The organism is Streptomyces mutabilis (genome assembly GCF_014649815.1).
In the GTDB taxonomy this organism is placed as follows: domain Bacteria; phylum Actinomycetota; class Actinomycetes; order Streptomycetales; family Streptomycetaceae; genus Streptomyces; species Streptomyces mutabilis.
The window spans coordinates 96,023-118,367 of the sequence record NZ_BMTT01000010.1; the positions used below are offsets into that span (position 1 = coordinate 96,023).

A 22,345-nucleotide genomic window follows, 5' to 3' on the forward strand; every position below is an offset into this window, starting at 1 on the left:
GTGCCGTTCGTAGCAAATAGTGATATTCGGCATAGTTTATGCCCCGTGCTCTACGGGATCGTCGCCGCCACCTCGTCCTTTCTCCTCGCCGCCCTGCTCACCGGGCTGCTGAGGGCCCCCGCGCTGCGCCTCGCCCTCGTCGACCGGCGCCGCAGGCGGCCCGTCCCCTTGCTCGGCGGGGTAGCCGTCGTCCTCGTGACCGGACTGGCCGGGTGGGCCGGGAACTGGACCGGTGTCGTGCCGCTCGGTCCGGCGGTCGGCCGGCTGCTGGTGGCGGCCACCGCCGTCGGTGCGCTCGGCCTCGCCGCCGACGTGTGGCGTCTGCGGCGGCGGTGGGTGGTCGCCGGTACGGCCCTCGCGGCGGCGTGCGTGGTGCCGTACGGCGTGACCGGGCCGGTGGCCGGAGGGCTCGCCGTGGTCTGGGTCGCGCTGGTCGCCGCCGCCTTCCAGGGGCTCGATCACGCGGACGGTGTGGCCGGCACGGTGGGGGTCGTGACGGCCTTCGGGGTGGTCGCCTGCGCCGCCGCCGAGGTGATGGACTCCCTCGCGGTGCTGCTGAGTGCGCTGGCCGCCGCGCTGACCGGGTTCCTCCTGCACAACTGGCATCCCGCGCGGATCGCGCTCGGCGCGTGCGGGTCGCTCTTCGCGGGCTTCCTGCTGGCCGGAGCGGCCGTCTTCACCCGGGCGGGGCACGATGCCGGGACCGGGGCGGGGGTGCTGTTCGCGCTGACCGCGGTGGCGGGCGCCGACGCCGTCCTCGTGCTCCTCTCCCGCCGGGTGGCCGGGCGGCCCCTGCTGCGGGGCGGGCCCGACCACCTCGCCCACCGGTTGCGGCGGCTCGGCCTGACCCCGCAGGGTGCGGTGGTCCTGCTCGGCGCGGCCTCGTTCTGCGGGGTGCTCGTCGGGGTGCTCGTGCACGCCGGCTGGGCCGGCCGGGTGGCGGTGCTGTGGGTGGCGGGCGGGGCGGTCGTCGTGGTGGCGGCTCTGTCGCGGGTGCGCGTGTACGGGGAGGTGGGTCGGCCGCGCGCCGTTTCCAGGGAGGCGTCTGGGGCAACCGGAGGGCCGGTCACCGCGTCCTCCGGGGGGACGATTTTTCCGGTTCGCCAGGCTCGGCGCATTGAGAAAGTGCAGGTCAGCGCGCCATTGCGTGTAAGGAACGGATAAGAGTTGAGCCTACCTGACTCACTTCTATTGACCCGGCCGACGGGGTCGTGCACACTTGAGCCTGTTCCACTCAAGTCAGCTGGAGGTTATTCACCATGGCACGTGCGGTCGGCATCGACCTGGGCACGACTAACTCCGTCGTCAGCGTTCTGGAGGGCGGCGAGCCCACCGTCATCACCAACGCCGAGGGCGCCAGGACCACGCCGTCCGTCGTCGCCTTCGCCAAGAACGGTGAGGTGCTGGTCGGCGAGGTGGCCAAGCGCCAGGCGGTCACGAACGTCGACAGGACCATCCGGTCGGTCAAGCGCCACATGGGCACCGACTGGAAGATCAACCTGGACGGCAAGGACTTCAACCCGCAGCAGATCAGCGCCTTCGTGCTGCAGAAGCTGAAGCGGGACGCCGAGTCCTACCTGGGCGAGAAGGTGACCGACGCGGTCATCACCGTCCCCGCGTACTTCAACGACGCCGAGCGTCAGGCCACCAAGGAGGCCGGTGAGATCGCGGGCCTCAACGTCCTGCGCATCGTCAACGAGCCGACGGCCGCCGCCCTGGCGTACGGCCTGGACAAGGACGAGCAGATCATCCTCGTCTTCGACCTCGGTGGCGGTACCTTCGACGTCTCGCTGCTGGAGATCGGCGACGGTGTCGTCGAGGTGAAGGCCACCAACGGTGACAACCACCTCGGCGGTGACGACTGGGACCAGCGCGTCGTCGACTACCTGGTCAAGCAGTTCCAGTCCGGTCACGGCGTGGACCTCTCCAAGGACAAGATGGCGCTGCAGCGCCTGCGTGAGGCCGCCGAGAAGGCGAAGATCGAGCTGTCCTCGTCCACCGAGACCTCGATCAACCTGCCCTACATCACGGCCTCCGCCGAGGGTCCGCTGCACCTGGACGAGAAGCTCACGCGCGCCCAGTTCCAGCAGTTGACCGCCGACCTGCTGGAGCGCTGCAAGACGCCGTTCCACAACGTCATCAAGGACGCCGGCATCCAGCTGTCCGAGATCGACCACGTCGTTCTCGTCGGCGGCTCGACCCGGATGCCCGCCGTCGCCGAGCTCGTCAAGGAGCTGACCGGCGGCAAGGACGCCAACAAGGGCGTCAACCCGGACGAGGTCGTCGCCATCGGCGCCGCCCTGCAGGCCGGTGTCCTCAAGGGCGAGGTCAAGGACGTCCTGCTCCTCGACGTCACCCCGCTGTCCCTCGGTATCGAGACCAAGGGCGGCATCATGACCAAGCTGATCGAGCGGAACACGACGATCCCGACGAAGCGCTCGGAGATCTTCACCACCGCCGAGGACAACCAGCCCTCCGTGCAGATCCAGGTCTACCAGGGCGAGCGCGAGATCGCGGCGTACAACAAGAAGCTCGGCATGTTCGAACTGACCGGTCTGCCCCCGGCGCCCCGCGGCGTCCCGCAGATCGAGGTCGCCTTCGACATCGACGCCAACGGCATCATGCACGTCACGGCGAAGGACCTCGGCACCGGCAAGGAGCAGAAGATGACCGTCACCGGCGGCTCCTCGCTGCCGAAGGACGAGGTCGACCGGATGCGCCAGGAGGCCGAGAAGTACGCGGAGGAGGACCACGCCCGCCGCGAGGCCGCCGAGTCCCGCAACCAGGGCGAGCAGCTCGTCTACCAGACGGAGAAGTTCCTCAAGGACAACGAGGACAAGGTCCCGGGCGAGGTGAAGACCGAGGTCGAGTCCGCCGTCGCCGAGCTGAAGGAGAAGCTCAAGGGCGAGGACACCGCCGAGATCCGCACCGCCACCGAGAAGGTCGCCGCCGTCTCGCAGAAGCTGGGCCAGGCCATGTACACCGACGCCCAGGGCGCGCAGGCCGCCGGGGGCGAGGCCCCGGGCGCGGGTGCCCAGGCCGGTGACAAGGCCGACGACGACGTCGTCGACGCCGAGATCGTGGACGACGAGCGCAAGGACGGTGCCGCGTGACGGAGGAGACCCCGGGCTTCGACGAGAAGCCCGACGTCCCCTCCGGCGCCACCCCCGAAGACGCCGAGCCGCAGGCCGCCTCCGAAGAGGGGGCGGCCCCGGCCGGGGACGCGAGCGAGAACGCTGGCCTGGTGGCCCAGCTGGACCAGACGCGCACGGCGCTCAATGAGCGCACGGCCGACCTCCAGCGACTCCAGGCCGAGTACCAGAACTACCGCCGCCGGGTGGAGCGGGACCGCGTCGCGGTCAAGGAGGTCGCCGTCGCGAACCTCCTGTCCGAGCTGCTTCCCGTGCTCGACGACGTCGGCCGCGCCCGTGAACACGGCGAGCTGGTCGGCGGTTTCAAGTCCGTCGCGGAGTCGCTGGAGACCACGGTCGCCAAGCTGGGCCTCCAGCAGTTCGGCAAGGAGGGCGAGCCCTTCGACCCGACGATCCACGAGGCCCTGATGCACTCCTACGCACCGGACGTCACGGAGACGACGTGCGTGGCGATCCTGCAGCCCGGGTACCGGATCGGCGAGCGCACCATCCGCCCCGCGCGGGTGGCGGTCGCCGAGCCGCAGCCGGGCGCCCAGACGGTCAAGCCGGCCGAGGAGGGCGCCGAGGCCGAGGACGGCTCCGACTCCGCGGACAACGCGGGTAACGGCGGCACCAAGGAGAGCGGTGGCCCGGACGAGGGCTGAGCTCGACATGACGGATAAGGCGCGAGAGGAGGGACGTCGGGGATGAGTACCAAGGACTTCATCGAGAAGGACTACTACAAGGTTCTCGGCGTCCCCAAGGACGCCACCGAGGCCGAGATCAAGAAGGCGTACCGGAAGCTCGCCCGCGAGAACCACCCGGACGCCAACAAGGGAAACGTCAAGGCGGAGGAGCGCTTCAAGGAGATCTCCGAGGCCAACGACATCCTCGGTGACCCCAAGAAGCGCAAGGAGTACGACGAGGCCCGCGCCCTCTTCGGCAACGGCGGCTTCCGTCCGGGGCCGGGCGCGGGCGGCGGCACCTTCAACTTCGACCTGGGCGATCTCTTCGGAGGCGGCGCCCAGGGCGGGGGCCAGGGTGCCGGCGGCTTCGGCGGCGGACTCGGCGACGTCTTCGGCGGCCTGTTCAACCGCACCGGCGGCGGTCCCGGCACCGGCACGCGGACCCAGCCGCGGCGCGGCCAGGACATCGAGTCCGAGGTGACCCTCAGCTTCACGGAGGCCATCGAGGGCGCCACGGTCCCGCTGCGGATGTCCTCGCAGGCACCCTGCAAGGCCTGTTCGGGCACCGGCGACAAGAACGGCACGCCCCGCGTGTGCCCGACCTGCGTCGGCACCGGGCAGGTCGCCCGGGGCTCGGGCGGCGGCTTCTCGCTCACCGACCCGTGCCCCGACTGCAAGGGCCGCGGCCTGATCGCCGAGGACCCCTGCGACGTCTGCAAGGGCTCCGGACGCGCCAAGTCCTCCCGGACGATGCAGGTCCGCATCCCGGCCGGGGTCTCCGACGGGCAGCGCATCCGGCTGCGCGGCAAGGGCACACCGGGCGAGCGGGGCGGTCCGGCGGGCGACCTCTACGTGGTCGTGCACGTCAAGGAGCACCCCGTCTTCGGACGCCGGGGCGACAACCTCACCGTCACCGTCCCGGTGACGTACGCCGAGGCGGCCCTCGGCGGCGAGGTCCGGGTCCCGACCCTCGGCGGCCCGCCCGTCACGCTGAAGCTGCCGGCGGGCACGCCCAACGGCCGCACGATGCGCGCCCGGGGCAAGGGCGCGGTCCGCAAGGACGGCACTCGCGGCGACCTTCTGGTCACCGTGGAGGTGAGTGTTCCGAAGGACCTGACGGGGAAGGCTCGTGACGCGCTCGAGGCGTATCGCGAGGCGACCGCGGACGAGGATCCGCGGGCGGAGCTGTTCCAGGCCGCGAAGGGAGCTTGATCGAGATGGACGGCCGTCGTCCCCCCCGGCGCGGGGGTTTCTCACCGTACGAACTGACCGAGGACACCCCGGTCTACGTCATCTCGGTCGCCGCCCAGCTCTCCGGACTGCACCCGCAGACCCTGCGCCAGTACGACCGCCTCGGCCTGGTCTCCCCGGACCGCACGGCCGGGCGCGGCCGGCGCTACTCGGCCCGCGACATCGAACTGCTCCGGCAGGTTCAGCAGTTGTCGCAGGACGAGGGCATCAACCTGGCCGGCATCAAGCGCATCATCGAACTGGAGAACCAGGTCGCCGCGCTCCAGGCGCGCCTGGCCGAGATGCAGGACGCCCTCGACGGCGCCGCCACGGCGATGCGTCAGCGCGAGGCGGCGGTGCACGCCTCGTACCGCCGTGACCTGGTCCCCTACCAGGAGGTCCAGCAGACCAGCGCGCTGGTGGTGTGGCGCCCCAAGCGGCAGCAGTCGGACTGACGCCGGTTCGTCGTCGAAGGGGCCCGGGAGTTCGTGCGCGAACCCCGGGCCCCTTCGCGTGCGCGGTGGGCCGGCGCGGGACGTCAGCCGGGGACTGTGTCGCCGACCGCGTCGACGACCGGCATCCACATGGGTTGGGCGCTGGTGCCGAACGCGGCGGCCGGCGCGTACCCGAGGGCCGCGTCCAGCGCCTCGGGCTCCGCGCCCTCACGCCACTCGGCCGGCACCCGGCCGTCGCCCTGCGAGCAGAAGTCCCCGACGTGCTCCCCGTCGCGCAGCAGACGGCTGCCCGCCACGGAGTCGGGCACCAAGCGCCAGGCGCGGCCCGCGTACCGGACGTCGACGGCGAACGAGCGCCGGGTCAGCCGCCCCTTCGACGGGACCGGCACGGCCTCCTGACCGTCGACGGTCAGGGTGAGCCGGCTTCCGTCCCGGGTGCCGACGGGGACGTGGGCGTCGATCCCCGCCCCCTCGGCGCGGTGCAACTCGACCCGGGGCACGGCGCCGCCCTCGACGGTCACCCCGCCCAGGGCGGTGTCCAGGCGGACGGTGACGGTGCCGAAGCGGCCGTCCTCGACGACGGATTCCCTCACCGGCCGCTCCTCCGCGCCCTCGATGTCGTGGGTGTCGGTGTCCTGCCCCATGCGTTCGATTCCTCGACTGTGCGGTTCGGACTTGTGATCGACCCGTCAGACGCGTCCGCGCGACCCTTCGTTTCCGTGCAGCCCGTTTCGCCCCGCGGCCGCGCGCGCAGACGTGCGGGGGGCGTGATCGGCAGGTGCGCGTGCCTCCGTCGGATCTCCGCACCACGGCCGCGGCGTCTCCGTGAGTGCGGCGGAACGCACTGTGCCCATCTCGTTAAGTGGATCCCCTTGACGCCGATGGTGGCCAAAGCGTTGGCTTTTCAGTCACATGGGCCGCACTGCTGTGCCCACGTCCCGAATCGCACCTGAAGTGAGCCCTCGCATGCGTCGTCGTACCGCCATATCCGTGGCCGCCACCTCCATGTCCCTCATGCTCGCCGGCTGCGGCACGCTCGGAGCCTCGGAGAGCAGTGACGAGGCCAGCCCGACCAAGGGCAACGACATCACCGTGGGGCTCCTCCTCCCGGAGAAGGCGAACACCCGCTACGAGCAGTTCGACTACCCCTTCTTCAAGGCGAAGGTCGCCGAGCTCACCAAGGACGAGGGCAACGTCAAGTACGCCAACGCCGAGGCGAGCTCGTCCAAGCAGGCCGACCAGATGCAGCAGATGGTCGACGACAGGGTCGACGTCATCGTCCTGGACGCGGTCGACGCGAAGGCCATCGGGGACAGCGTGCAGAAGGCCAAGGACGCCGGCATCCCGGTCATCGCCTACGACCGGCTGGCCGAGGGTCCGATCGACGCGTACATCTCCTTCGACAACGAGCTGGTGGGCGAGGTACAGGGCCGCTCCCTCGTGGAGGCGCTCGGCGCCGACTCCGACAGCTCCGACAAGATCGTCATGATGAACGGCTCTCCCACCGACCCCAACGCCAAGCAGTTCAAGGCCGGTGCGCTGTCCGAGCTGAACGGCAAGGTGACGATCGCCCAGTCCTTCGACACCAAGGACTGGAAGCCGGAGAACGCCGAGGCGAACATGAACGAGGCGATCGAGAAGATCGGCAAGAACAACATCGCGGGCGTCTACTCCGCCAACGACGGCATGGCCGGCGGCGTCATCAAGGCCCTGGAGGACGCGGGCGTCACCGACCTGCCGCCGGTCACCGGCCAGGACGCGGAACTGTCGGCGGTGCAGCGGATCGTCACCGGCGAGCAGTACATGAGCGTGTACAAGTCCTACCCGCAGGAGGCGGAGAGCGCCGCGGAGATGGCCGTGGCCCGCGTCCAGGGCCGGGACATCCAGTTCGACGCCCTCGCCCGCGAGAGGGTCGACAGCCCCACCCACAAGGGCATCCCCGCCCAGCTGGTCCCCGTCGTCGCCCTGACCCAAAACAACATCGAGGACACGGTCGTCGCGGACGGCTTCTACAAGGTCTCCGACATCTGTACCGCCAAGTACCAGGCGGAGTGCGCGGAGATCGGGCTGAAGTAGCCGAACGCGTCCCGTCGGCGTCCGGTGAACCCGTCGTACCGGACGCGTCCGGGCCGTCGTCCCGTACTCAGCCGTGTTGCGGACCCGGTCCCGGCCGCGCATAGTTGCGCTGCGGAAACAGCCGGATACCGGGGGTGGGACGGGTGATGGCCGGGCACGGGGCTCAGGAGCATCCACACGGTGCCGACCGGCTGTGCGCGGCCGGGGACCGCGTGTACTCCCGGGCCGTACGACGTGGCCGGGTGTCGCGCCGGGACGCCGAGCCCGTCCCCTGCCTCCTCGAACTGGCCCTGCTGCATCCGGACCCCGACGACATGGACTGGCTGGTGCCGACCTCTCCGCAGGAGGTCATGACCCGGCTGCTGCGCGGGGTCTACGACGAGGTCAGCGCGAGCCAGCGCCGGGTGGGCTCGGCGGTGGAGGCCTTCGAGTGGTACGCGGGCCTGGGCGGGCGGGCCGCGCCGCCCGCCGGCACGGAGGGCACCGCGATCCGGGTCCTCGACGGCCTGTCCCGCATCCAGGCCGCGATGGACGAGGCGACGCAGGCCTGCACGGCGGAGGTCCTGACCGTGCAGCCCGGCGGCATCCGGCGTGAGGCGGAACTCTCCGAGGGCCTGCACCGGGCGCTGGCGCTGCGCGGGCGCGGGGTGCGGATGCGGGACCTGTACACGCACGTCGCCCGGCACGGGCAGGGCCTGCTCAACTACCTGGAGCTGATGGGCGACGCGGTGGAGGCGCGGACGCTGGACGAGGTGATCGACCGGCTCATCCTCTTCGACCGGACGGTGGCCTTCGTACCGGCGAACACGGACCGCACGATGGCGCTGGAACTGCGCCATCCCGCGCTGGTCGCGTACCTGGTGACGGTCTTCGAACGCCTGTGGCGCCTGGCGATCCCGCTGACCGCGCCGCTCCCGGACACGGGCATCGAGGGCATCTCCCACCGCGAGCAGTCCATCGCGGCGCTGCTGGCGGAGGGCCACCAGGACGCGGTGATCGCCGAACGCCTCGGCATCAGCGTCCGCACGGCTCGCGCGCACATCGCCCGCCTCTCGGAGACGTTGGGCGCGGCCAGCCGGACGCAGTTGGGGGTGCGGATCGCCCAGGTCGGCCTGGACGGCTCCCCGCGCAGCACGCCCGCGCCCGTCACCCTTCCGGATCGAGGATTCCCGACTGCCCGATGAGGTAGCCGAGCTGGGCCCGGCTCTCGCTGCCGAGGGTGGCGGCGAGTTTGGCGATGTGGACGCGGGCGGTGCGGACGTTCATGCCGAGGCGTTCGGCGATGACGTTGTCGGTGTGGCCCTTGATGAGGAGGGCGGCTATGGCGCGTTGGCGGGGCGTGATGCCGTTGAGGGTGGGTGGTTGGACGGCTCGGGGGTGCATGGGGGTGGCGAGGTGCCAGAAGCGGTCGAAGGTGTTGATGAAGTAGGCGATGAGCGCGGGGTGGCGGACTTCGAGGGCGAGTGAGCGGTCGGCGTTGGCGGGGATGAAGGCGACGGTGCGGTCGACGATGATGAGGCGGTCGGTGACCTCGTCGAGGGTGCGGGCTTCCACGTCGCCGGTCAGGTGCTCGTAGCGGGCGCGTGCGCAGGGGGCGTGGCGCGCGGTGTGCTGGTACAGGGCGCGGATGCGGGCGCCGCGGTCGAGGAAGGCCTGGTCCCGCTTGATGGCTCCTTCGAGGATGTCGGGACGCTTGGTGACCTTCGAATCAAGGGGCTGGATCGCCAGCAGCTCGTGCCTGCCCTCGGCCATCGCTTCCTCGATGGCCTGGCCCGTGCGCTCTTTGCCACTGAGGATCCTGAGGGACGGGGTGTCCTCGTTCGCCGCGGTGCTCGTGCCGAGGCGCATGAGGGGTTCGAAGACGTCCGCCAGGCGTTCGCCACGCCGCCGCTCGCGGGCTATGCGCTCGTCCGACGTGCGCAGCAGCCGTTGCAGGGCGACGGCCGGTGTGATCGGTTCCAACCGGTCGACGTTGTCGACGGCCGGGTGCAGGAGGCCGATGTCGATCAGGCAAGGCGCCGCAGTGGCCGCGGCGCTGTCCACGTGGCCCTCGCGCAGAGCGCGGGAGTAGAGAGTGAGCCCCGCCTCGCACAGTTCCTCGTCCTTGTGCCGGTGCGTCCCGTCCGTCATGAGTGGGCTTCCACTGCCGGCCCTTCCTGCTCCTGCTCCTGCTCCTGCTCCAGGATTCCCGACTGGGCTATGAGGTAGCCGAGCTGGGCGCGGCTGCCGCTCCCCAGGGCCGTCGCCAGTTTCGCGATGTGGGCCCGGCACGTACGCACGTTCATGCCCAGACGGCGGGCGATGGCCTCGTCGACGTGGCCCTCCACGAGGAGCTTGGCTATGGAGTGCTGGATGTCGGTGATGCCGTCGGGAGCGGTTTCGTACGGGGCGCCGGCGCTCAGCGGAACGGCGCGGCCCCACATGAACTCGAAGACTTTGATCAGATAAGCGACGAGGCCCGGGTGGCGGATCTCCAGTGCCACCTGCCGGTCATCGCGAACAGGGATGAACGCGACCGTGTCGTCGCAGATGATGAGGCGCTCGACCAGCTCGTCGATGGTCCGGTACTCCGCTTTGCCGTTGGAGAACCGGTCCACGTAGGCCAGTCGTTCGGCGCTGTACCGGGCCGTGTGCTGGTAAAGAGTCCTGATGCGCACGCCGCGCTCGGTCAACGTCTTGTCGCGCTCCATGCCTTCCACGAGCCGCCGCTCCGGATGGCGAGCACTGGGCTGGACGGTCAGTACTTCGTTCTTGCACTGCGTAGTGGCCAGGTCGAGTGCCGAGTTGATGCGGTCCAGGCCTTCCAGCACCGTGATCGAGTGGATCGGAGCCGTCCCCTGGGCACTGAGCGTCATGAACGGCTCGAATGCTTCCGCCAGTTCGATCGACGTCCGGCGGCGGTCCGCGATTTCACGTTCGATCGGATTGAGCCGCTGCGACAGAGCGATCGACGGGGGGACGGGACGCAGCCATTCCGCGTCGTCGGGGTCGGGATGCAGGAGGGCCAGGTCTATGAGGCACGGAGCGCGGCTCGTCTCCGCACGGGCGATTCGCCCGGTGCGCAGCGCGTGGGCGTAGACACGCCCTCCTTCCTCGCACAGTTCAGTGATCCCGTGGGCATGTGCCTCATTAGTCCGATTCGTTGTCAAATCTCCACCCCCCAGGGTCCTGAACATGCAGGAACATGATGCACCGATCGTGTGGCCATGACGTGCCTATATGAGCCATCGTCTTATCCGACGGGGGAAGAGGGGACCTTCAAGTGAGGACGAAGCCGACTATGCCTAAGAGAATGCTTCGCTCGGTGCTTGTCGCCGCCTTCTCCGCCGTCGTGGCCTTCGGAGCGCTGAATGGCCTCGTTGCTGCGCAGGGTGATGAGCGAGCGAACGGTGTCGAGTCAGTCGAGGTGACCGTCACGCCGGCCGGCGAGGGCACGACTGCCGTAACGGACGACACGGTGTGGTCGTGACATGACGACGCCACCTGACGACCGCTCCTTCCGTCGAGAGATGGCCACCGCCTACCGCTCCGGCTGGCACTTCATCGACCTGGTCACCGCGATCCCCCACCCCGGTGACTCCCTGATGGTGACCGTCTTCGGCGAGCCGGTCGTCGTCACGCTGGACGAGGACGGTGACGTGAGGGCGTACCGGTGCCTGCGGCGGCCTCGCGGGGCGCCGCAGCCCGTGCGGTGTGCCATCCGGTACGGAATGATCTTTGTGAACCTGGACCAGAGGGACCACCGGCTCGCGCAGCCGGAGGGTTCCGAAGTGAGGACCATCTCGGCCACCTCCCGCAGTGCCTGACGCGATTCCCCCGTCGTAACAGATCGCTCAGGTGCTTCCCCCCGGCAGCGGCGTCACCGTGACCTGAACACGGTGACGCCGCTGTCGTGTGTGCGGACATTTCGCGGTATCACCGTGTATCGCTCCCCTCCTCGACGTGGCCGAAAAGGCTGTCGCGGAGGGTCCCACCGCGCGAGGAGGCCGGCGGGCCGGGAACCTGGTGCCACCCGGACGGGGCCCCGCCGACCGGCCTTGAGTGGAATAGACTCAATTTTGTGTACGTTGGATGAGTCAGCACTGGGAGACACGGCCGACCGCCACGGCCGACGCTAGGAGGAGAGCCAGAACGTGGACGCCGAGCTGACCAACCGGAGCCGGGACGCGATCAACGCGGCCAGCAACCGGGCCGTGACCGAGGGGCACGCCGACCTCACCCCCGCCCACCTGCTCCTGGCCCTGCTCCAGGGGCAGGACAACGAGAACATCACCGATCTGCTCGCCGCCGTCGAGGCCGACCTCGCCGCCGTGCGCTCCGGCGCCGAGCGCATCCTCGCCGGGCTGCCCAGCGTCACCGGGGCCACGGTCGCTCCCCCGCAGCCCAACCGTGAGATGCTCGCCGTGGTCGCCGACGCCCAGGCCCGCGCCAAGGATCTCGGGGACGAGTACCTCTCCACCGAGCACCTGCTCCTCGGCATCGCCGCGAAGGGCGGCGCGGCCGGTGAGGTACTGGAGGGGCAGGGAGCCAGTGCGAAGAAGCTGCAGGAGGCCTTCCGCAAGGCGAGGGGAGGGCGCCGCGTGACCACCGCGGACCCCGAGGGCCAGTACAAGGCACTGGAGAAGTTCGGCACCGACCTCACCGCGTCCGCCCGGGAGGGCAGGCTCGACCCCGTCATCGGGCGGGACCAGGAGATCCGGCGGGTCGTGCAGGTGCTCAGCCGGCGGACCAAGAACAACCCCGTTCTCATCGGTGAGCCGGGTGTCGGCAAGACCGCCGTCGTGGAGGGGCTCGCCCAGCGCATCGTCAAGGGGGACGTGCCGGAGTCGCTGAAGAACAAGCGGCTGGTCGCGCTGGACCTCGGCGCCATGGTCGCCGGGGCGAAGTACCGGGGGGAGTTCGAGGAGCGGCTGAAGACCGTCCTCGCCGAGATCAAGGACTCCGACGGGCAGATCATCACCTTCATCGACGAGCTGCACACCGTGGTGGGGGCCGGCGCCGGCGGGGACTCCGCCATGGACGCCGGGAACATGCTGAAGCCCATGCTCGCCCGCGGTGAGCTGCGCATGGTGGGCGCAACCACCCTCGACGAGTACCGGGAGCGGATCGAGAAGGACCCCGCCCTGGAGCGGCGCTTCCAGCAGGTGCTGGTCGCCGAGCCGACCGTCGAGGACTCGATCGCCATCCTGCGCGGGCTCAAGGGGCGGTACGAGGCGCACCACAAGGTGCAGATCGCGGACAGTGCCCTGGTGGCCGCCGCGAGTCTGTCCGACCGGTACATCACCTCCCGCTTCCTGCCCGACAAGGCCATCGACCTCGTCGACGAGGCCGCCTCCCGGCTGCGCATGGAGATCGACTCCTCGCCCGTCGAGATCGACGAGCTCCAGCGTGCCGTCGACCGGCTGAAGATGGAGGAGCTGGCGATCGGCAAGGAGACCGACGCCGCCTCCCTCGAGCGCCTGGAGCGGCTGCGGCGCGACCTCGCCGACAAGGAGGAGGAGCTGCGCGGCCTCACCGCCCGCTGGGAGAAGGAGAAGCAGTCCCTCAACCGGGTCGGTGAACTGAAGGAGAAGCTCGACGAATTGCGCGGGCAGGCCGAGCGGGCCCAGCGCGACGGCGACTTCGACACCGCCTCCAAGCTGCTGTACGGCGAGATCCCGACCCTGGAGCGCGACCTGGAGGCCGCCTCCGAGGCCGAGGAGGAGGTCGCCAGGGACACCATGGTCAAGGAGGAGGTCGGCGCCGACGACATCGCCGACGTCGTCGCCTCCTGGACCGGCATCCCCGCCGGGCGGCTGATGGAGGGCGAGACGCAGAAGCTGCTGCGGATGGAGGACGAGCTCGGCAACCGGCTCATCGGGCAGACCGAGGCCGTGCGGGCCGTGTCCGACGCCGTACGGCGCAGCAGGGCCGGGATCGCCGACCCGGACCGCCCGACCGGTTCGTTCCTCTTCCTCGGACCGACCGGTGTCGGCAAGACCGAGCTGGCCAAGGCGCTCGCCGACTTCCTCTTCGACGACGAGAGGGCGATGGTCCGCATCGACATGTCGGAGTACAGCGAGAAGCACAGCGTCGCCCGGCTGGTCGGTGCCCCGCCCGGATACGTCGGGTACGAGGAGGGCGGCCAGCTCACGGAGGCGGTGCGGCGGCGGCCGTACTCCGTCGTGCTGCTGGACGAGGTGGAGAAGGCGCACCCCGAGGTCTTCGACATCCTGCTCCAGGTGCTGGACGACGGTCGGCTGACCGACGGACAGGGCCGGACGGTCGACTTCCGCAACACCATCCTGGTGCTGACCTCCAACCTGGGCAGCCAGTACCTGGTCGACCCCGTGTCCAGCGAGACCGAGAAGAAGGAGCAGGTCCTGGAGGTGGTCCGGGCGTCCTTCAAGCCGGAGTTCCTCAACCGGCTCGACGACCTCGTGGTCTTCTCCGCGCTGAACAAGGAGGAGCTGAGCCGGATCGCGCGGCTCCAGATCGACGCGCTCGCCCGGCGCCTCGCCGAGCGCCGCCTCACCCTGCACGTCACCGACGACGCCCTGGCCTGGCTGGCCGACGAGGGCATGGACCCGGCCTACGGAGCCCGGCCGCTGCGCCGCCTGGTGCAGACCGCCATCGGCGACCGGCTCGCCCGGGAGATCCTCTCCGGCGAGATCAAGGACGGCGACACGGTCCGCGTGGACCGCTTCGGCGAGGACCTGATCGTGGGCCCCGCGGTGGGCGGCAAGACGCTGTAGCCCCGGCCCGTGCCGTACGCGCGGTCCGTCACACCCAGTGGGCAGCGGGCCGCTGTACGTCACATGGCGGCCCCTGAAGGCACCCGACCGGCCGGATCGAGTCAGCCAGGGGCTGACAGGCCCCCGGCGGGCTTGCCACCCCCCTCCCCGCATGGGGGAGGATGACCAGATCCGTACGAAGGGAAATACACGGTGAGCATCGACCCGTCCTCGATTCCGAACTTCGGGGGCCAGCAGCCCGAGCCGCAGCCCCAAGGACCGGCGGGCCCCGTCGTCCCGGATCAGGATCTTGTGAAGCAGCTCCTCGAACAGATGGAGCTCAAGTACGTCGTCGACGACGAGGGCGACCTCGCGGCGCCGTGGGAGCAGTTCCGTACGTACTTCATGTTCCGCGGCGAGGGTGACCAGCAGGTCTTCTCGGTGCGGACGTTCTACGACCGGCCCCACCAGATCGACGAGAAGCCGCAGCTGCTGGAGTCGATCGACGACTGGAACCGCCGCACCCTGTGGCCGAAGGTGTACTCCCACACCCACGACGACGGTACGGTCCGCCTGATCGGCGAGGCGCAGATGCTGATCGGCATGGGCGTCAGCCTGGAGCACTTCGTCTCCTCGACGGTCAGCTGGGTGCGCGCCGCCATCGAGTTCGACCGGTGGCTCGTGGAGCAGCTCGGCCTGGAGCAGGACGTCGACGAGGCGGAGAAGCCGAAGGACGAGGGCGACGAGTAGTCGGCTCCGTCCGTACAGACGCGGGAAGAGCCCCGGCCCGGACGGTCACCGTCCGGGCCGGGGCTCTCGCCGTTCAGGACCCGTCAGGACCCATCAGGACCCGTCAGGGCCGCGGGCAAGCCGCGTTCAGGCCGCCCGGCCCCCAGCGCCTTCAGCCGGCCGACCGCGTCCTCCAGCACCGCGGCCCTCTTGCAGAACGCGAACCGGACGAAGGGCGCGCCCGCCTCCCGGTGGTCGTAGAAGACCGCGTTGGGGACGGCGACGACGCCCGCCCGCTCCGGCAGCGCGCGGCAGAAGGCGAAGCCGTCCTCCTCGCCCAGGGGGCGGATGTCGGTGGTGACGAAGTACGTCCCGGCGGGACGGTAGACGCCGAAACCCGCCTCCTCCAGCCCCGCCGCCAGCAGGTCCCGCTTGGCCCGCATGTCCTGACGGTAGGCGGTGAAGTAGGAGTCGGGGAGGGCGAGGGCCTCGGCGATCGCGTACTGGAAGGGGCCGGCCGACACGTACGTCAGGTACTGCTTGGCCGAGCGGACCGCCGTGAGCAGGGCGGGAGCGGCGGTGATCCAGCCGACCTTCCAGCCGGTGAACGAGAACGTCTTGCCGGCCGACCCGATGGTCGCCGTGCGCTCGCGCATGCCGGGGAAGGACGCGAGCGGAACGTGCTCGGCCTCGTCGAAGACCAGGTGCTCGTAGACCTCGTCGGTGACCACCAGCAGGTCCCGTTCGACGGCGAGCTCGGCGACCGCCGACAGTTCGGCGCGGCTGAGGACCGTGCCCGTCGGGTTGTGCGGGGTGTTCAGCAGCAGCAGGCGGGTGCGGTCGGTGACCGCGTCGCGCAGCTCGTCGAGGTCCAGCCGGAACGCACCCTCGTGCGGGCGCAGGGTCACCGGTACGCGGGTGCCGCCCGCCATGGCGATGCAGGCCGCGTACGAGTCGTAGTACGGCTCCAGCGCGACGACCTCGTCGCCGGGCTCCAGCAGGGCCAGCAGCGAGGCGGCGATGGCCTCCGTGGCGCCGGCGGTGACCAGGACCTCGGTGTCGGGGTCGTAGGACAGGCCGTAGCGGCGGTGCTGGTGGGCGGCGACGGCGGCGCGCAGCTCGGGGACGCCGGGGCCCGGCGGGTACTGGTTGCCGCGTCCGTCGCGCAGGGCCCGTACGGCGGCCTCCCGGACCTCCTCGGGGCCGTCGGTGTCCGGGAAGCCCTGGCCCAGGTTGATCGCGCCGGTGCGTACGGCCAGGGCGGACATCTCGGCGAAGATCGTCGTCCCGAACTCGGCGAGCCGGCGATTGAGGAGGGGGCGGGCGCTGGAACTCGCGGGGGGCATGGAGGTCATGGCGGTCATCCTGCGCCGAAGCTCTGAGCTTCCTCAACTCTGCTTTGGGGCGTGGCGGCGGGGGGCATCTCCCGTGCACGCGACGAGAGCTTCGACGCCGAGTACGCACAAGGCGCAGACAGCGAGGCACCCACGGGGGGTTGCTTCGGGGGACTTTCCGGGCGCGAGCCCGGGCATCGGAAGGAGGGTGACGCCATGGTCATCGGCCTCATCCTGATCGTGTTCGCCGCCCTGGTGATCGCAGGGCTCCTGGCCGGAGCTCGCAGCGGTTCGTCCGCCGGCGGGGCGCGGGGCCGCGGTTCGCGGCCGTCCGGCGGGGGCAGGCGGAACAGCTGGTGGGCCGGGGACGGCGGCTCGTCCTCGGGCGGACACCACGCGAGCCACTCCTGTGGTGGCGGGTCGTCCTGCGGAGGCGGCTCGTCCTGCGGGGGAGGGGGCGGCGGAGGATGCGGTGGAGGCAGCTGACACGGGGCAGCTGAGCTCCCGCAGGGGGAACCGCATCCCCGCCACGGGGCCCGACCCTGGGACCGGGCCCGCCCCCGACACGAGCGCCCGCCGGGATACACACCCGGCGGGCGCTCCCGCACACCGGCGCGCGCCGCGCGGGCTGGGCGTACGCCCTGGTTGAACAGTTGAGCTGACGAGCCCCCTGAGGGATGGAAAGCTCACTAAGTTGGGTAAAAACGTAGTGGCGGCGCCACGGTTCATGATTCGCTCTCCCTCATCAACTTAGCTCCTCGGACGACCTGTTGACCCCCCTCCTGACCGGCCGACTGGGCTGAGCGGGCCGCATACCCGGCTGCGACCGGGATGCGCAGGCCCCACACTTCATTCTCCTTGTGTGCTTGCGGAGCCGATCCATGCTCACGACCCTGAAAACCGCCTACACCGACACGCGCGCCGCCGACCTCGCCTGGGCCCTGGGGCGCGAGCCCTTGCCCGCGCTCGCCAGTCTCGACATCGAACTGACGGGCGCCAAACTGCAGTTGAGACTTCTGGGGGCCTCCCACCAAGTGCTGCTCGAGGAGGAGCGGGGCAGCTGCTCGGAGACGGTGGCGTGCATCCCGGGCAGCAGTACCCCCCTTCCGCTCGGCGTCGCCAAGCGGGTGGGTGACTGGGAGTACGAGTTCGCCGCCCGCGTGGAGGTGCTGACGCCGGGCTCCTTCGCGGGTCGGGCCCAGGAGCTGCTGGCCCTGGTCTCCGACCACCCGCACGGCCTGGCCGGTGTCTTTCCCGGCAGCCCGCACGCCTTCACCGCGCTGCTGGCCCAGCGGCACGAGGGGCAGGTGCACTGGCGGACCTGGCACGCGTATCCGCAGGACGGCCAGTTGGTGTCGACCCGGACCCGGGTGGGTGTACGGGTGCCGGCGCCGGAGCTCAGCCCGTCCGAGGGGTGAGTGGACGGGGGCCGGGTGGCCGGGGGCGTGGCGGCCCGGGAGCCGGGCGGACGGCGGGGTAAACCTGCGGTGTCCAACGGAACGCCGGATTCACACGTGTGGGTGACGAAGCGTAGCCGCAGAGTGACGTAACGTCACTCCGTGATCGAACCGCGCGCGCCCGCCCCACCCGGCTCCCGGCCGTCCTGGGGCGGCTCCGGCGGCCCCGCTACGCCCTCCTCGTCCGGCACTTCCCCGTCCTGCGGCACCTCCCCGTCCCCCGCCACCGGCGCGCCGGCGCGGCTGCCCGTCCGTCCGGGCACCGGGCGGTTCCTGGTGCTGGCGGGTGTGTTCGTCTGCGCCGCCTGCGGGCTCGTGTACGAGCTCGAACTCGTCGCCCTCGCCTCGTACCTGATCGGCGACTCGGTCACCCAGGCGTCCGTCGTCCTGTCCGTCATGGTCTTCGCCATGGGCCTCGGTTCGCTCGCGGCCAAGCGGCTGCGCCGTTTCGCGGCGGCCGGCTTCGGCGCGGTCGAGGCCGTCCTCGCCCTCGTCGGCGGCTCCAGCGCGATGGTGCTGTACGCCGTCTTCGCCTGGACCGGCGGCTGGGGCGGCCTGTGGGTGGACGGCCCGCGCTTCCTCCTGGTCGCCTTCTCGCTCGTCATCGGCGTACTGATCGGCGCCGAGGTGCCGCTGCTGATGGAGCTGATCCAGCGGGTCCGACGCCAGGACGCGGGGGGCGCCGTCGCCGACCTGTTCGCCGCGGACTACGTCGGCGCCCTCGTCGGCGGACTCGCGTTCCCCTTCGTGCTGCTGCCCTTCCTCGGCCAGCTGACCGGCGCGCTGCTCACCGGCACCGTCAACGCGGTGGTCGGGGCGGCCCTGGTCCTCGGGCTGTTCCGGCGGGATATGTCCCGCCGGGCCCGCTGGATGCTGCTGACCGCCAACGCCGTCGTCCTCGCCCTCCTCGCCACCGCGACCCTCCTCGCCGGCGACTTCGAACGCGCCGCCCGGCACGCCGTCTACGGCCAGGACGTCCGCGTGGCCGTCCGGACCGACGTGCAGGAGGTGGTCCTCACCGGCGACAGCGACGGCCGGCCCCTCGACCTGTTCCTGGACGGCCGGCTGCGGGTCAGCGCCGACGACGAGCGGCACTACCACGAGGCGCTGGTGCACCCCGCCTTGAGCGGCGCGCGCGCCCGCGTGCTGGTCCTCGGCGGCGGCGACGGCCTCGCCGTACGGGAGGTGCTGCGCCACCCGGACGTGCGCCGCGTCGACGTCGTCGAAGTCGACCCCGGGCTGACCCGGCTGGCCCGGCACGACCCCGGCCTGTCGGCGCTGAACGAGCACGCTTACGGAGACTCCCGCGTCCACGCCGCCGCGGCCGACGCCTTCCGGCGGCTGCGCACGACGCCCACCGGGACGTACGACGTGGTGATCTCGGACCTGCCCGACCCGGGCATCACGGCCGGCACCAAGCTGTACTCGCAGGAGTTCTACGGCCTGCTGCGCCGGGTGCTCGCCCCCGGCGGACGGCTCGTCGTGCACGCCGGGTCCGTCTCGGCACACCCCCGGACCTTCTGGACGGTGGACGCGACGCTGCGGGCGGCCGGTCTGCGGACCGTCCCCTACCGCGTCGTCGCCCGGGACGCCGGCCACGCGCCCGGCCCGGACCGGACGACCGCCGCCACCGGGCACGCGCCCCGCGACTGGGGCTTCCTGCTGGCCGCCCGCAGATCCCCCGGACTGCGTCTCGACCCGGCTGCTCCCCGTCCCCACACGCTCACGACCGGCTCCCTGACCCGGGACGCGCGCGCCGCCGCCCGCGCCCGGACGGCGGGGCTGCCGCCGTCGACGCTGGTGCATCCGCGGTACTGACCCCGTCGCCCCGTGACCCCCTTGCGCCGGGAAGCGCACCGCCCGCGACGCCCTCGACCGTGAGGCCGAGGTCCTGAGGCTGGTCGCCCGCGGCCTGAGCAACGCCGAGGCCGCCGACCGGCTTCATCAGCGAGGCCACGGTGAAGACCCGCCTCAACCGTACGATGACCGAGCTCGGCCTGACCAGCAGGGCCCAGGCGGTGGTGGATCGCCTACGGGGCGGGACTGGTGACGCCGGGGGGTGCGGGAGCCATGTGAGGCGGCGGATGACTTTGTGCCGACGGGGGGTGCACCGGGCGCCCGCTGGGTAGGGTGCCGTGACATGGAGCATGAGGTGTTCGTTCCGGTTCCGGCCGAGCGGCTCGGGGAGGCGCTGGCCGACCCCGCCCGGGTGGCGCGGGCCGTTCCGGGGCTCCAGCAGGACGCCGGTGCCGAGCCCGTCGCGGGGCGGCTGAAGGTGCGCATCGGCAGCCACTCCATCACTTACCGGGGCACGCTGCGCCTGTCTGCCCGGGACGACGGCACGTACGCCGTCGAGGGCGACGCCACCGAGTCGCGCGGCACCGGCGCGGTCGCGCTCGCGCTCACGCTCCGGGTGGCGGACGCGGACGGCGGCTGCACCCTCGTGTTCGCCGGGACGGCCACGGCGGACGGGCGGGTCACGGAGCTGCCGGCGGACGCGGTGACGTCGGCGACGACCCGGCTGCTGACCCGCTTCGCGCAGAACCTGGGCACGGCGGCGGAGCTGGAGGAGAAGCCCGAGCAGGAGACGTCCGAGCCCCACTCCGGCCCGCGACCCGGCCAGGAGCCGGAAGCCGGGCACGTCTCCGTCTTCGACACCGAGATCCCCCCGTCCTCCCTCGCGGACGAGACCGGGACCGACGACGAGCCACGGGCGACGGGCGAGCCGGAAGTCCCGGAAGTCCCGGAAGTCCCGGAAGTCCTGGACGCCCCGGAAGTACCCGAACCCCCCGCCGAGGCCGCGCACGCGCGTCGCACGATGATCGGCCGCAGCGCCGAGGAGGTGGACCACGCTCCGCCGCGCGGCCGGTACGCCCCCGTACCAGCGCCCCAGGCGGGCGCGACCGGCATGTCCATGCGCTGGGCCGTTCCGGCCGCGGCGCTGGTCGTGGCGTCGGCGATCGTGGTGGGGCGGGCACTGCGCAGGCGCCGCTGAACGGGAGCGGGACCGCTGCCGTACCGCCGTCGTACCCGCGCGCCCTTGATCGCCCCAGTAGGGTCATGGCGTGAGTAACGAACCCATCACGCTGACCGCGGGTGACGCGGAGGCGACCGTGCTGTCGGGCAACGGCGGCCGGATCGGCGGGCTGCGCGTCGGCGGCACGGAACTGCTCCGCCAGGGCGAGCGCTACGGCTGCTTCCCGATGGTCCCCTGGTGCGGCCGCATCCGCGACGGCCGCTTCAGCGACGGCGCCGTCGTCCACCAGATGCCGCTGAACTCCCCGCCGCACGCCATCCACGGCACCGCCCGCGACGCCGCCTGGCGCACCGCCCGCGTCACGGCCGACGAGGCCGTCCTCACGTACGACCTCACCGACCCCTGGCCGCGCCCCGGCCGGGTCACCCAGGTGATCGCCCTCACCGGGGACGCCCTGACGCTGACCATGTCGGTCGAGACGTACGAGTCGTCCTTTCCCGCGCAGATCGGCTGGCACCCCTGGTTCAACCGCACCCTCGACGGCATCGGCGTGGAGATCGGCTTCGACCCCGCCTGGCAGGAGGAGCGCGGCGAGGACCACCTCCCCACCGGCAGCCGGATCGACCCGAAGCCGGGCCCCTGGGACGACTGCTTCGGCATGCCCGACGGCGTCGACGTCACCCTGACCTGGCCGGACCGGCTGGAGCTGAAGGTGACCAGCCCCGAGCAGTGGGCCGTGGTCTACGACGAGCAGGAGGCCGCCGTCTGCGTGGAGCCGCAGACCGGCCCGCCCAACGGCCTGAACACCCTCCCGCGCCTGGTCACGCCCCTGGAGCCGCTGGAGGCCACGACGACCTGGAGCTGGCGGCGCCTTTAAGCTGGCCACCATGAGTGACGTACGCGGCGCGCTGCTGCAGCAGATCAAGGACAAGGCCGTGGTGCACGGCAAGGTGACCCTCTCCTCGGGTCTCGAGGCCGACTACTACGTCGACCTGCGCCGCATCACGCTCGACGGCGAGGCGGCGCCGCTGGTCGGACAGGTGTTGCTCGACCTGACCGCCGACCTCGACTTCGACGCGGTCGGCGGGCTGACCATGGGCGCTGACCCGGTCGCCGCGAGCATGCTGCACGCCGCCGCCGCGCGCGGGAAGCGCCTCGACGCGTTCGTCGTCCGCAAGGCCGCCAAGGCGCACGGGCTGCAGCGCCGCGTCGAGGGCCCGGACATCAAGGGCCGCCGCGTCCTGGTCGTCGAGGACACCTCCACCACCGGCGGCTCCCCGCTCACCGCCGTCGAGGCCGTGCGCGAGGCGGGCGCCGAGGTCGTCGCCGTCGCCACGATCGTCGACCGGGCGACGGGCGCCGCCGAGAAGATCGAGCAGGGCGCGGGGGTGCCGTACCGGTGCGCGTACGACAAGGACGAGCTGGGCCTGGACTGAGGCCGATCCAGGACCTGGGGACGGACGGCCACTCGGAGTATCCCGGTTCGTCTGGAAGGATGGGGCCGACGATGACGTCGCCCCCCATGGTCTAGGTCAGGGCCTAAGCACGTACCACGCC

At 71.4% G+C, this 22,345-nt stretch carries 20 protein-coding genes and 1 pseudogene; 17 read left to right on the forward strand and 4 right to left on the reverse strand.

All coding sequences use genetic code 11. The features are described from left to right. The first annotated feature begins 45 nt into the window (after positions 1-45). From IE142_RS21050 to IE142_RS21070, 5 genes are all read left to right on the forward strand, one after another. A complete protein-coding gene (locus tag IE142_RS21050) occupies positions 46-1,164 on the forward strand; it encodes an MraY family glycosyltransferase (protein ID WP_191887184.1) in 1,119 nt (372 codons plus the stop codon). Positions 1,165-1,259: 95 nt separating this feature from the next. Beyond that, positions 1,260-3,113 carry a molecular chaperone DnaK gene (dnaK, locus tag IE142_RS21055; protein WP_191887185.1) on the forward strand — a complete coding sequence of 618 codons (1,854 nt, stop codon included), beginning with the start codon at positions 1,260-1,262 and terminating at the stop codon, positions 3,111-3,113. Beyond that, positions 3,110-3,796, forward strand: coding sequence for a nucleotide exchange factor GrpE (gene grpE, locus IE142_RS21060; protein WP_043371597.1), 687 nt, complete (start codon positions 3,110-3,112; stop codon positions 3,794-3,796). Before dnaK ends, grpE begins: the two co-directional genes overlap by 4 nt. A gap of 42 nt (positions 3,797-3,838) precedes the next feature. Then, positions 3,839-5,029, forward strand: a complete 1,191-nt coding sequence (dnaJ, locus tag IE142_RS21065) for a molecular chaperone DnaJ (protein ID WP_052836527.1) — start codon at positions 3,839-3,841, stop codon at positions 5,027-5,029. Between the two features lie 5 nt (positions 5,030-5,034). Next, positions 5,035-5,502, forward strand: coding sequence for a heat shock protein transcriptional repressor HspR (locus IE142_RS21070; RefSeq protein WP_043371601.1), 468 nt, complete (start codon positions 5,035-5,037; stop codon positions 5,500-5,502). An 83-nt stretch (positions 5,503-5,585) separates the two neighbouring features. Here the strand turns inward: IE142_RS21070 and IE142_RS21075 are convergent, their stop codons facing one another. Further along, complete coding sequence (locus tag IE142_RS21075; protein WP_229830748.1) at positions 5,586-6,146, reverse strand: hypothetical protein; 561 nt, start codon at positions 6,144-6,146, stop codon at positions 5,586-5,588. 322 nt (positions 6,147-6,468) lie between these two features. On the opposite strand from IE142_RS21075, the gene IE142_RS21080 reads away from it, so the two are divergent. Further along, entirely contained in the window at positions 6,469-7,578 is a 1,110-nt protein-coding gene (locus IE142_RS21080) for a substrate-binding domain-containing protein (protein ID WP_370466388.1), read from the forward strand. Between the two features lie 146 nt (positions 7,579-7,724). Further along, positions 7,725-8,762 carry a helix-turn-helix transcriptional regulator gene (locus tag IE142_RS21085; protein WP_191887187.1) on the forward strand — a complete coding sequence of 346 codons (1,038 nt, stop codon included), beginning with the start codon at positions 7,725-7,727 and terminating at the stop codon, positions 8,760-8,762. On the opposite strand, the gene IE142_RS21090 is transcribed toward IE142_RS21085, so the two are convergent. Together IE142_RS21090 and IE142_RS21095 are read right to left on the reverse strand one after the other, a co-directional pair. Beyond that, a complete protein-coding gene (locus tag IE142_RS21090; RefSeq protein ID WP_191887188.1) occupies positions 8,725-9,708 on the reverse strand; it encodes a helix-turn-helix transcriptional regulator in 984 nt (327 codons plus the stop codon). The two genes, IE142_RS21085 and IE142_RS21090, sit on opposite strands and share 38 nt — an antisense overlap. After that, a complete protein-coding gene (locus IE142_RS21095) occupies positions 9,705-10,754 on the reverse strand; it encodes a helix-turn-helix transcriptional regulator (RefSeq protein WP_191887189.1) in 1,050 nt (349 codons plus the stop codon). Before IE142_RS21095 ends, IE142_RS21090 begins: the two co-directional genes overlap by 4 nt. Before the next feature lie 128 nt (positions 10,755-10,882). On the opposite strand from IE142_RS21095, the gene IE142_RS21100 reads away from it, so the two are divergent. The 4 genes from IE142_RS21100 to IE142_RS21115 all read left to right on the forward strand — a co-directional run bounded on the left by IE142_RS21100 (position 10,883) and on the right by IE142_RS21115 (position 15,041). After that, positions 10,883-11,047 carry a hypothetical protein gene (locus tag IE142_RS21100; protein WP_191887328.1) on the forward strand — a complete coding sequence of 55 codons (165 nt, stop codon included), beginning with the start codon at positions 10,883-10,885 and terminating at the stop codon, positions 11,045-11,047. Position 11,048: 1 nt separating this feature from the next. Next, positions 11,049-11,384, forward strand: coding sequence for a Rieske (2Fe-2S) protein (locus IE142_RS21105; RefSeq protein WP_191887190.1), 336 nt, complete (start codon positions 11,049-11,051; stop codon positions 11,382-11,384). A 327-nt stretch (positions 11,385-11,711) separates the two neighbouring features. Beyond that, the gene (gene clpB / locus IE142_RS21110) at positions 11,712-14,312 is read left to right on the forward strand and encodes an ATP-dependent chaperone ClpB (protein WP_191887191.1); all 2,601 of its coding nucleotides are present in this window, start codon (positions 11,712-11,714) and stop codon (positions 14,310-14,312) included. Between the two features lie 192 nt (positions 14,313-14,504). Further along, a complete protein-coding gene (locus IE142_RS21115) occupies positions 14,505-15,041 on the forward strand; it encodes a YbjN domain-containing protein (RefSeq protein WP_191887192.1) in 537 nt (178 codons plus the stop codon). 83 nt (positions 15,042-15,124) lie between these two features. Here the strand turns inward: IE142_RS21115 and IE142_RS21120 are convergent, their stop codons facing one another. Further along, positions 15,125-16,375, reverse strand: a complete 1,251-nt coding sequence (locus tag IE142_RS21120; protein WP_191887193.1) for a pyridoxal phosphate-dependent aminotransferase — start codon at positions 16,373-16,375, stop codon at positions 15,125-15,127. An 860-nt stretch (positions 16,376-17,235) separates the two neighbouring features. Here IE142_RS21120 and IE142_RS21125 point away from each other — a divergent pair. The 6 genes and pseudogenes from IE142_RS21125 to pyrE all read left to right on the forward strand — a co-directional run bounded on the left by IE142_RS21125 (position 17,236) and on the right by pyrE (position 22,224). Beyond that, positions 17,236-17,772, forward strand: coding sequence for a DUF2617 family protein (locus IE142_RS21125; RefSeq protein ID WP_191887194.1), 537 nt, complete (start codon positions 17,236-17,238; stop codon positions 17,770-17,772). A gap of 141 nt (positions 17,773-17,913) precedes the next feature. Further along, entirely contained in the window at positions 17,914-19,629 is a 1,716-nt protein-coding gene (locus IE142_RS21130; RefSeq protein WP_191887195.1) for a polyamine aminopropyltransferase, read from the forward strand. Positions 19,630-19,687: 58 nt separating this feature from the next. After that, positions 19,688-19,887 (forward strand): annotated as a pseudogene (locus tag IE142_RS36840) (response regulator transcription factor); the annotation flags it as partial. A gap of 64 nt (positions 19,888-19,951) precedes the next feature. Beyond that, a complete protein-coding gene (locus IE142_RS21135) occupies positions 19,952-20,806 on the forward strand; it encodes an SRPBCC family protein (protein ID WP_191887196.1) in 855 nt (284 codons plus the stop codon). Positions 20,807-20,876: 70 nt separating this feature from the next. Then, positions 20,877-21,665, forward strand: a complete 789-nt coding sequence (locus tag IE142_RS21140) for an aldose epimerase family protein (protein ID WP_191887197.1) — start codon at positions 20,877-20,879, stop codon at positions 21,663-21,665. A gap of 10 nt (positions 21,666-21,675) precedes the next feature. Continuing rightward, positions 21,676-22,224 (forward strand): orotate phosphoribosyltransferase, encoded by a 549-nt coding sequence (pyrE, locus tag IE142_RS21145; protein WP_191887198.1) that lies wholly within the window; start codon positions 21,676-21,678, stop codon positions 22,222-22,224. Positions 22,225-22,345: the final 121 nt, after the last annotated feature.

What these genes read in the sequence shown, in the direction of transcription:
- dnaK (WP_191887185.1), top strand. Translation starts at nt 1,260, where the DNA reads ATGGCACGTGCGGTCGGCATCGACCTGGGCACGACTAACTCCGTCGTC.
- dnaJ (WP_052836527.1), top strand. Translation starts at nt 3,839, where the DNA reads ATGAGTACCAAGGACTTCATCGAGAAGGACTACTACAAGGTTCTCGGC.
- IE142_RS21070 (WP_043371601.1), top strand. Translation starts at nt 5,035, where the DNA reads ATGGACGGCCGTCGTCCCCCCCGGCGCGGGGGTTTCTCACCGTACGAA.
- IE142_RS21075 (WP_229830748.1), bottom strand. Translation starts at nt 6,146, where the DNA reads ATGGGGCAGGACACCGACACCCACGACATCGAGGGCGCGGAGGAGCGG.
- IE142_RS21080 (WP_370466388.1), top strand. Translation starts at nt 6,469, where the DNA reads ATGCGTCGTCGTACCGCCATATCCGTGGCCGCCACCTCCATGTCCCTC.
- IE142_RS21085 (WP_191887187.1), top strand. Translation starts at nt 7,725, where the DNA reads ATGGCCGGGCACGGGGCTCAGGAGCATCCACACGGTGCCGACCGGCTG.
- IE142_RS21090 (WP_191887188.1), bottom strand. Translation starts at nt 9,708, where the DNA reads ATGACGGACGGGACGCACCGGCACAAGGACGAGGAACTGTGCGAGGCG.
- IE142_RS21095 (WP_191887189.1), bottom strand. Translation starts at nt 10,754, where the DNA reads ATGTTCAGGACCCTGGGGGGTGGAGATTTGACAACGAATCGGACTAAT.
- IE142_RS21105 (WP_191887190.1), top strand. Translation starts at nt 11,049, where the DNA reads ATGACGACGCCACCTGACGACCGCTCCTTCCGTCGAGAGATGGCCACC.
- IE142_RS21120 (WP_191887193.1), bottom strand. Translation starts at nt 16,375, where the DNA reads ATGACCTCCATGCCCCCCGCGAGTTCCAGCGCCCGCCCCCTCCTCAAT.
- IE142_RS21125 (WP_191887194.1), top strand. Translation starts at nt 17,236, where the DNA reads ATGCTCACGACCCTGAAAACCGCCTACACCGACACGCGCGCCGCCGAC.
- IE142_RS21135 (WP_191887196.1), top strand. Translation starts at nt 19,952, where the DNA reads ATGGAGCATGAGGTGTTCGTTCCGGTTCCGGCCGAGCGGCTCGGGGAG.
- pyrE (WP_191887198.1), top strand. Translation starts at nt 21,676, where the DNA reads ATGAGTGACGTACGCGGCGCGCTGCTGCAGCAGATCAAGGACAAGGCC.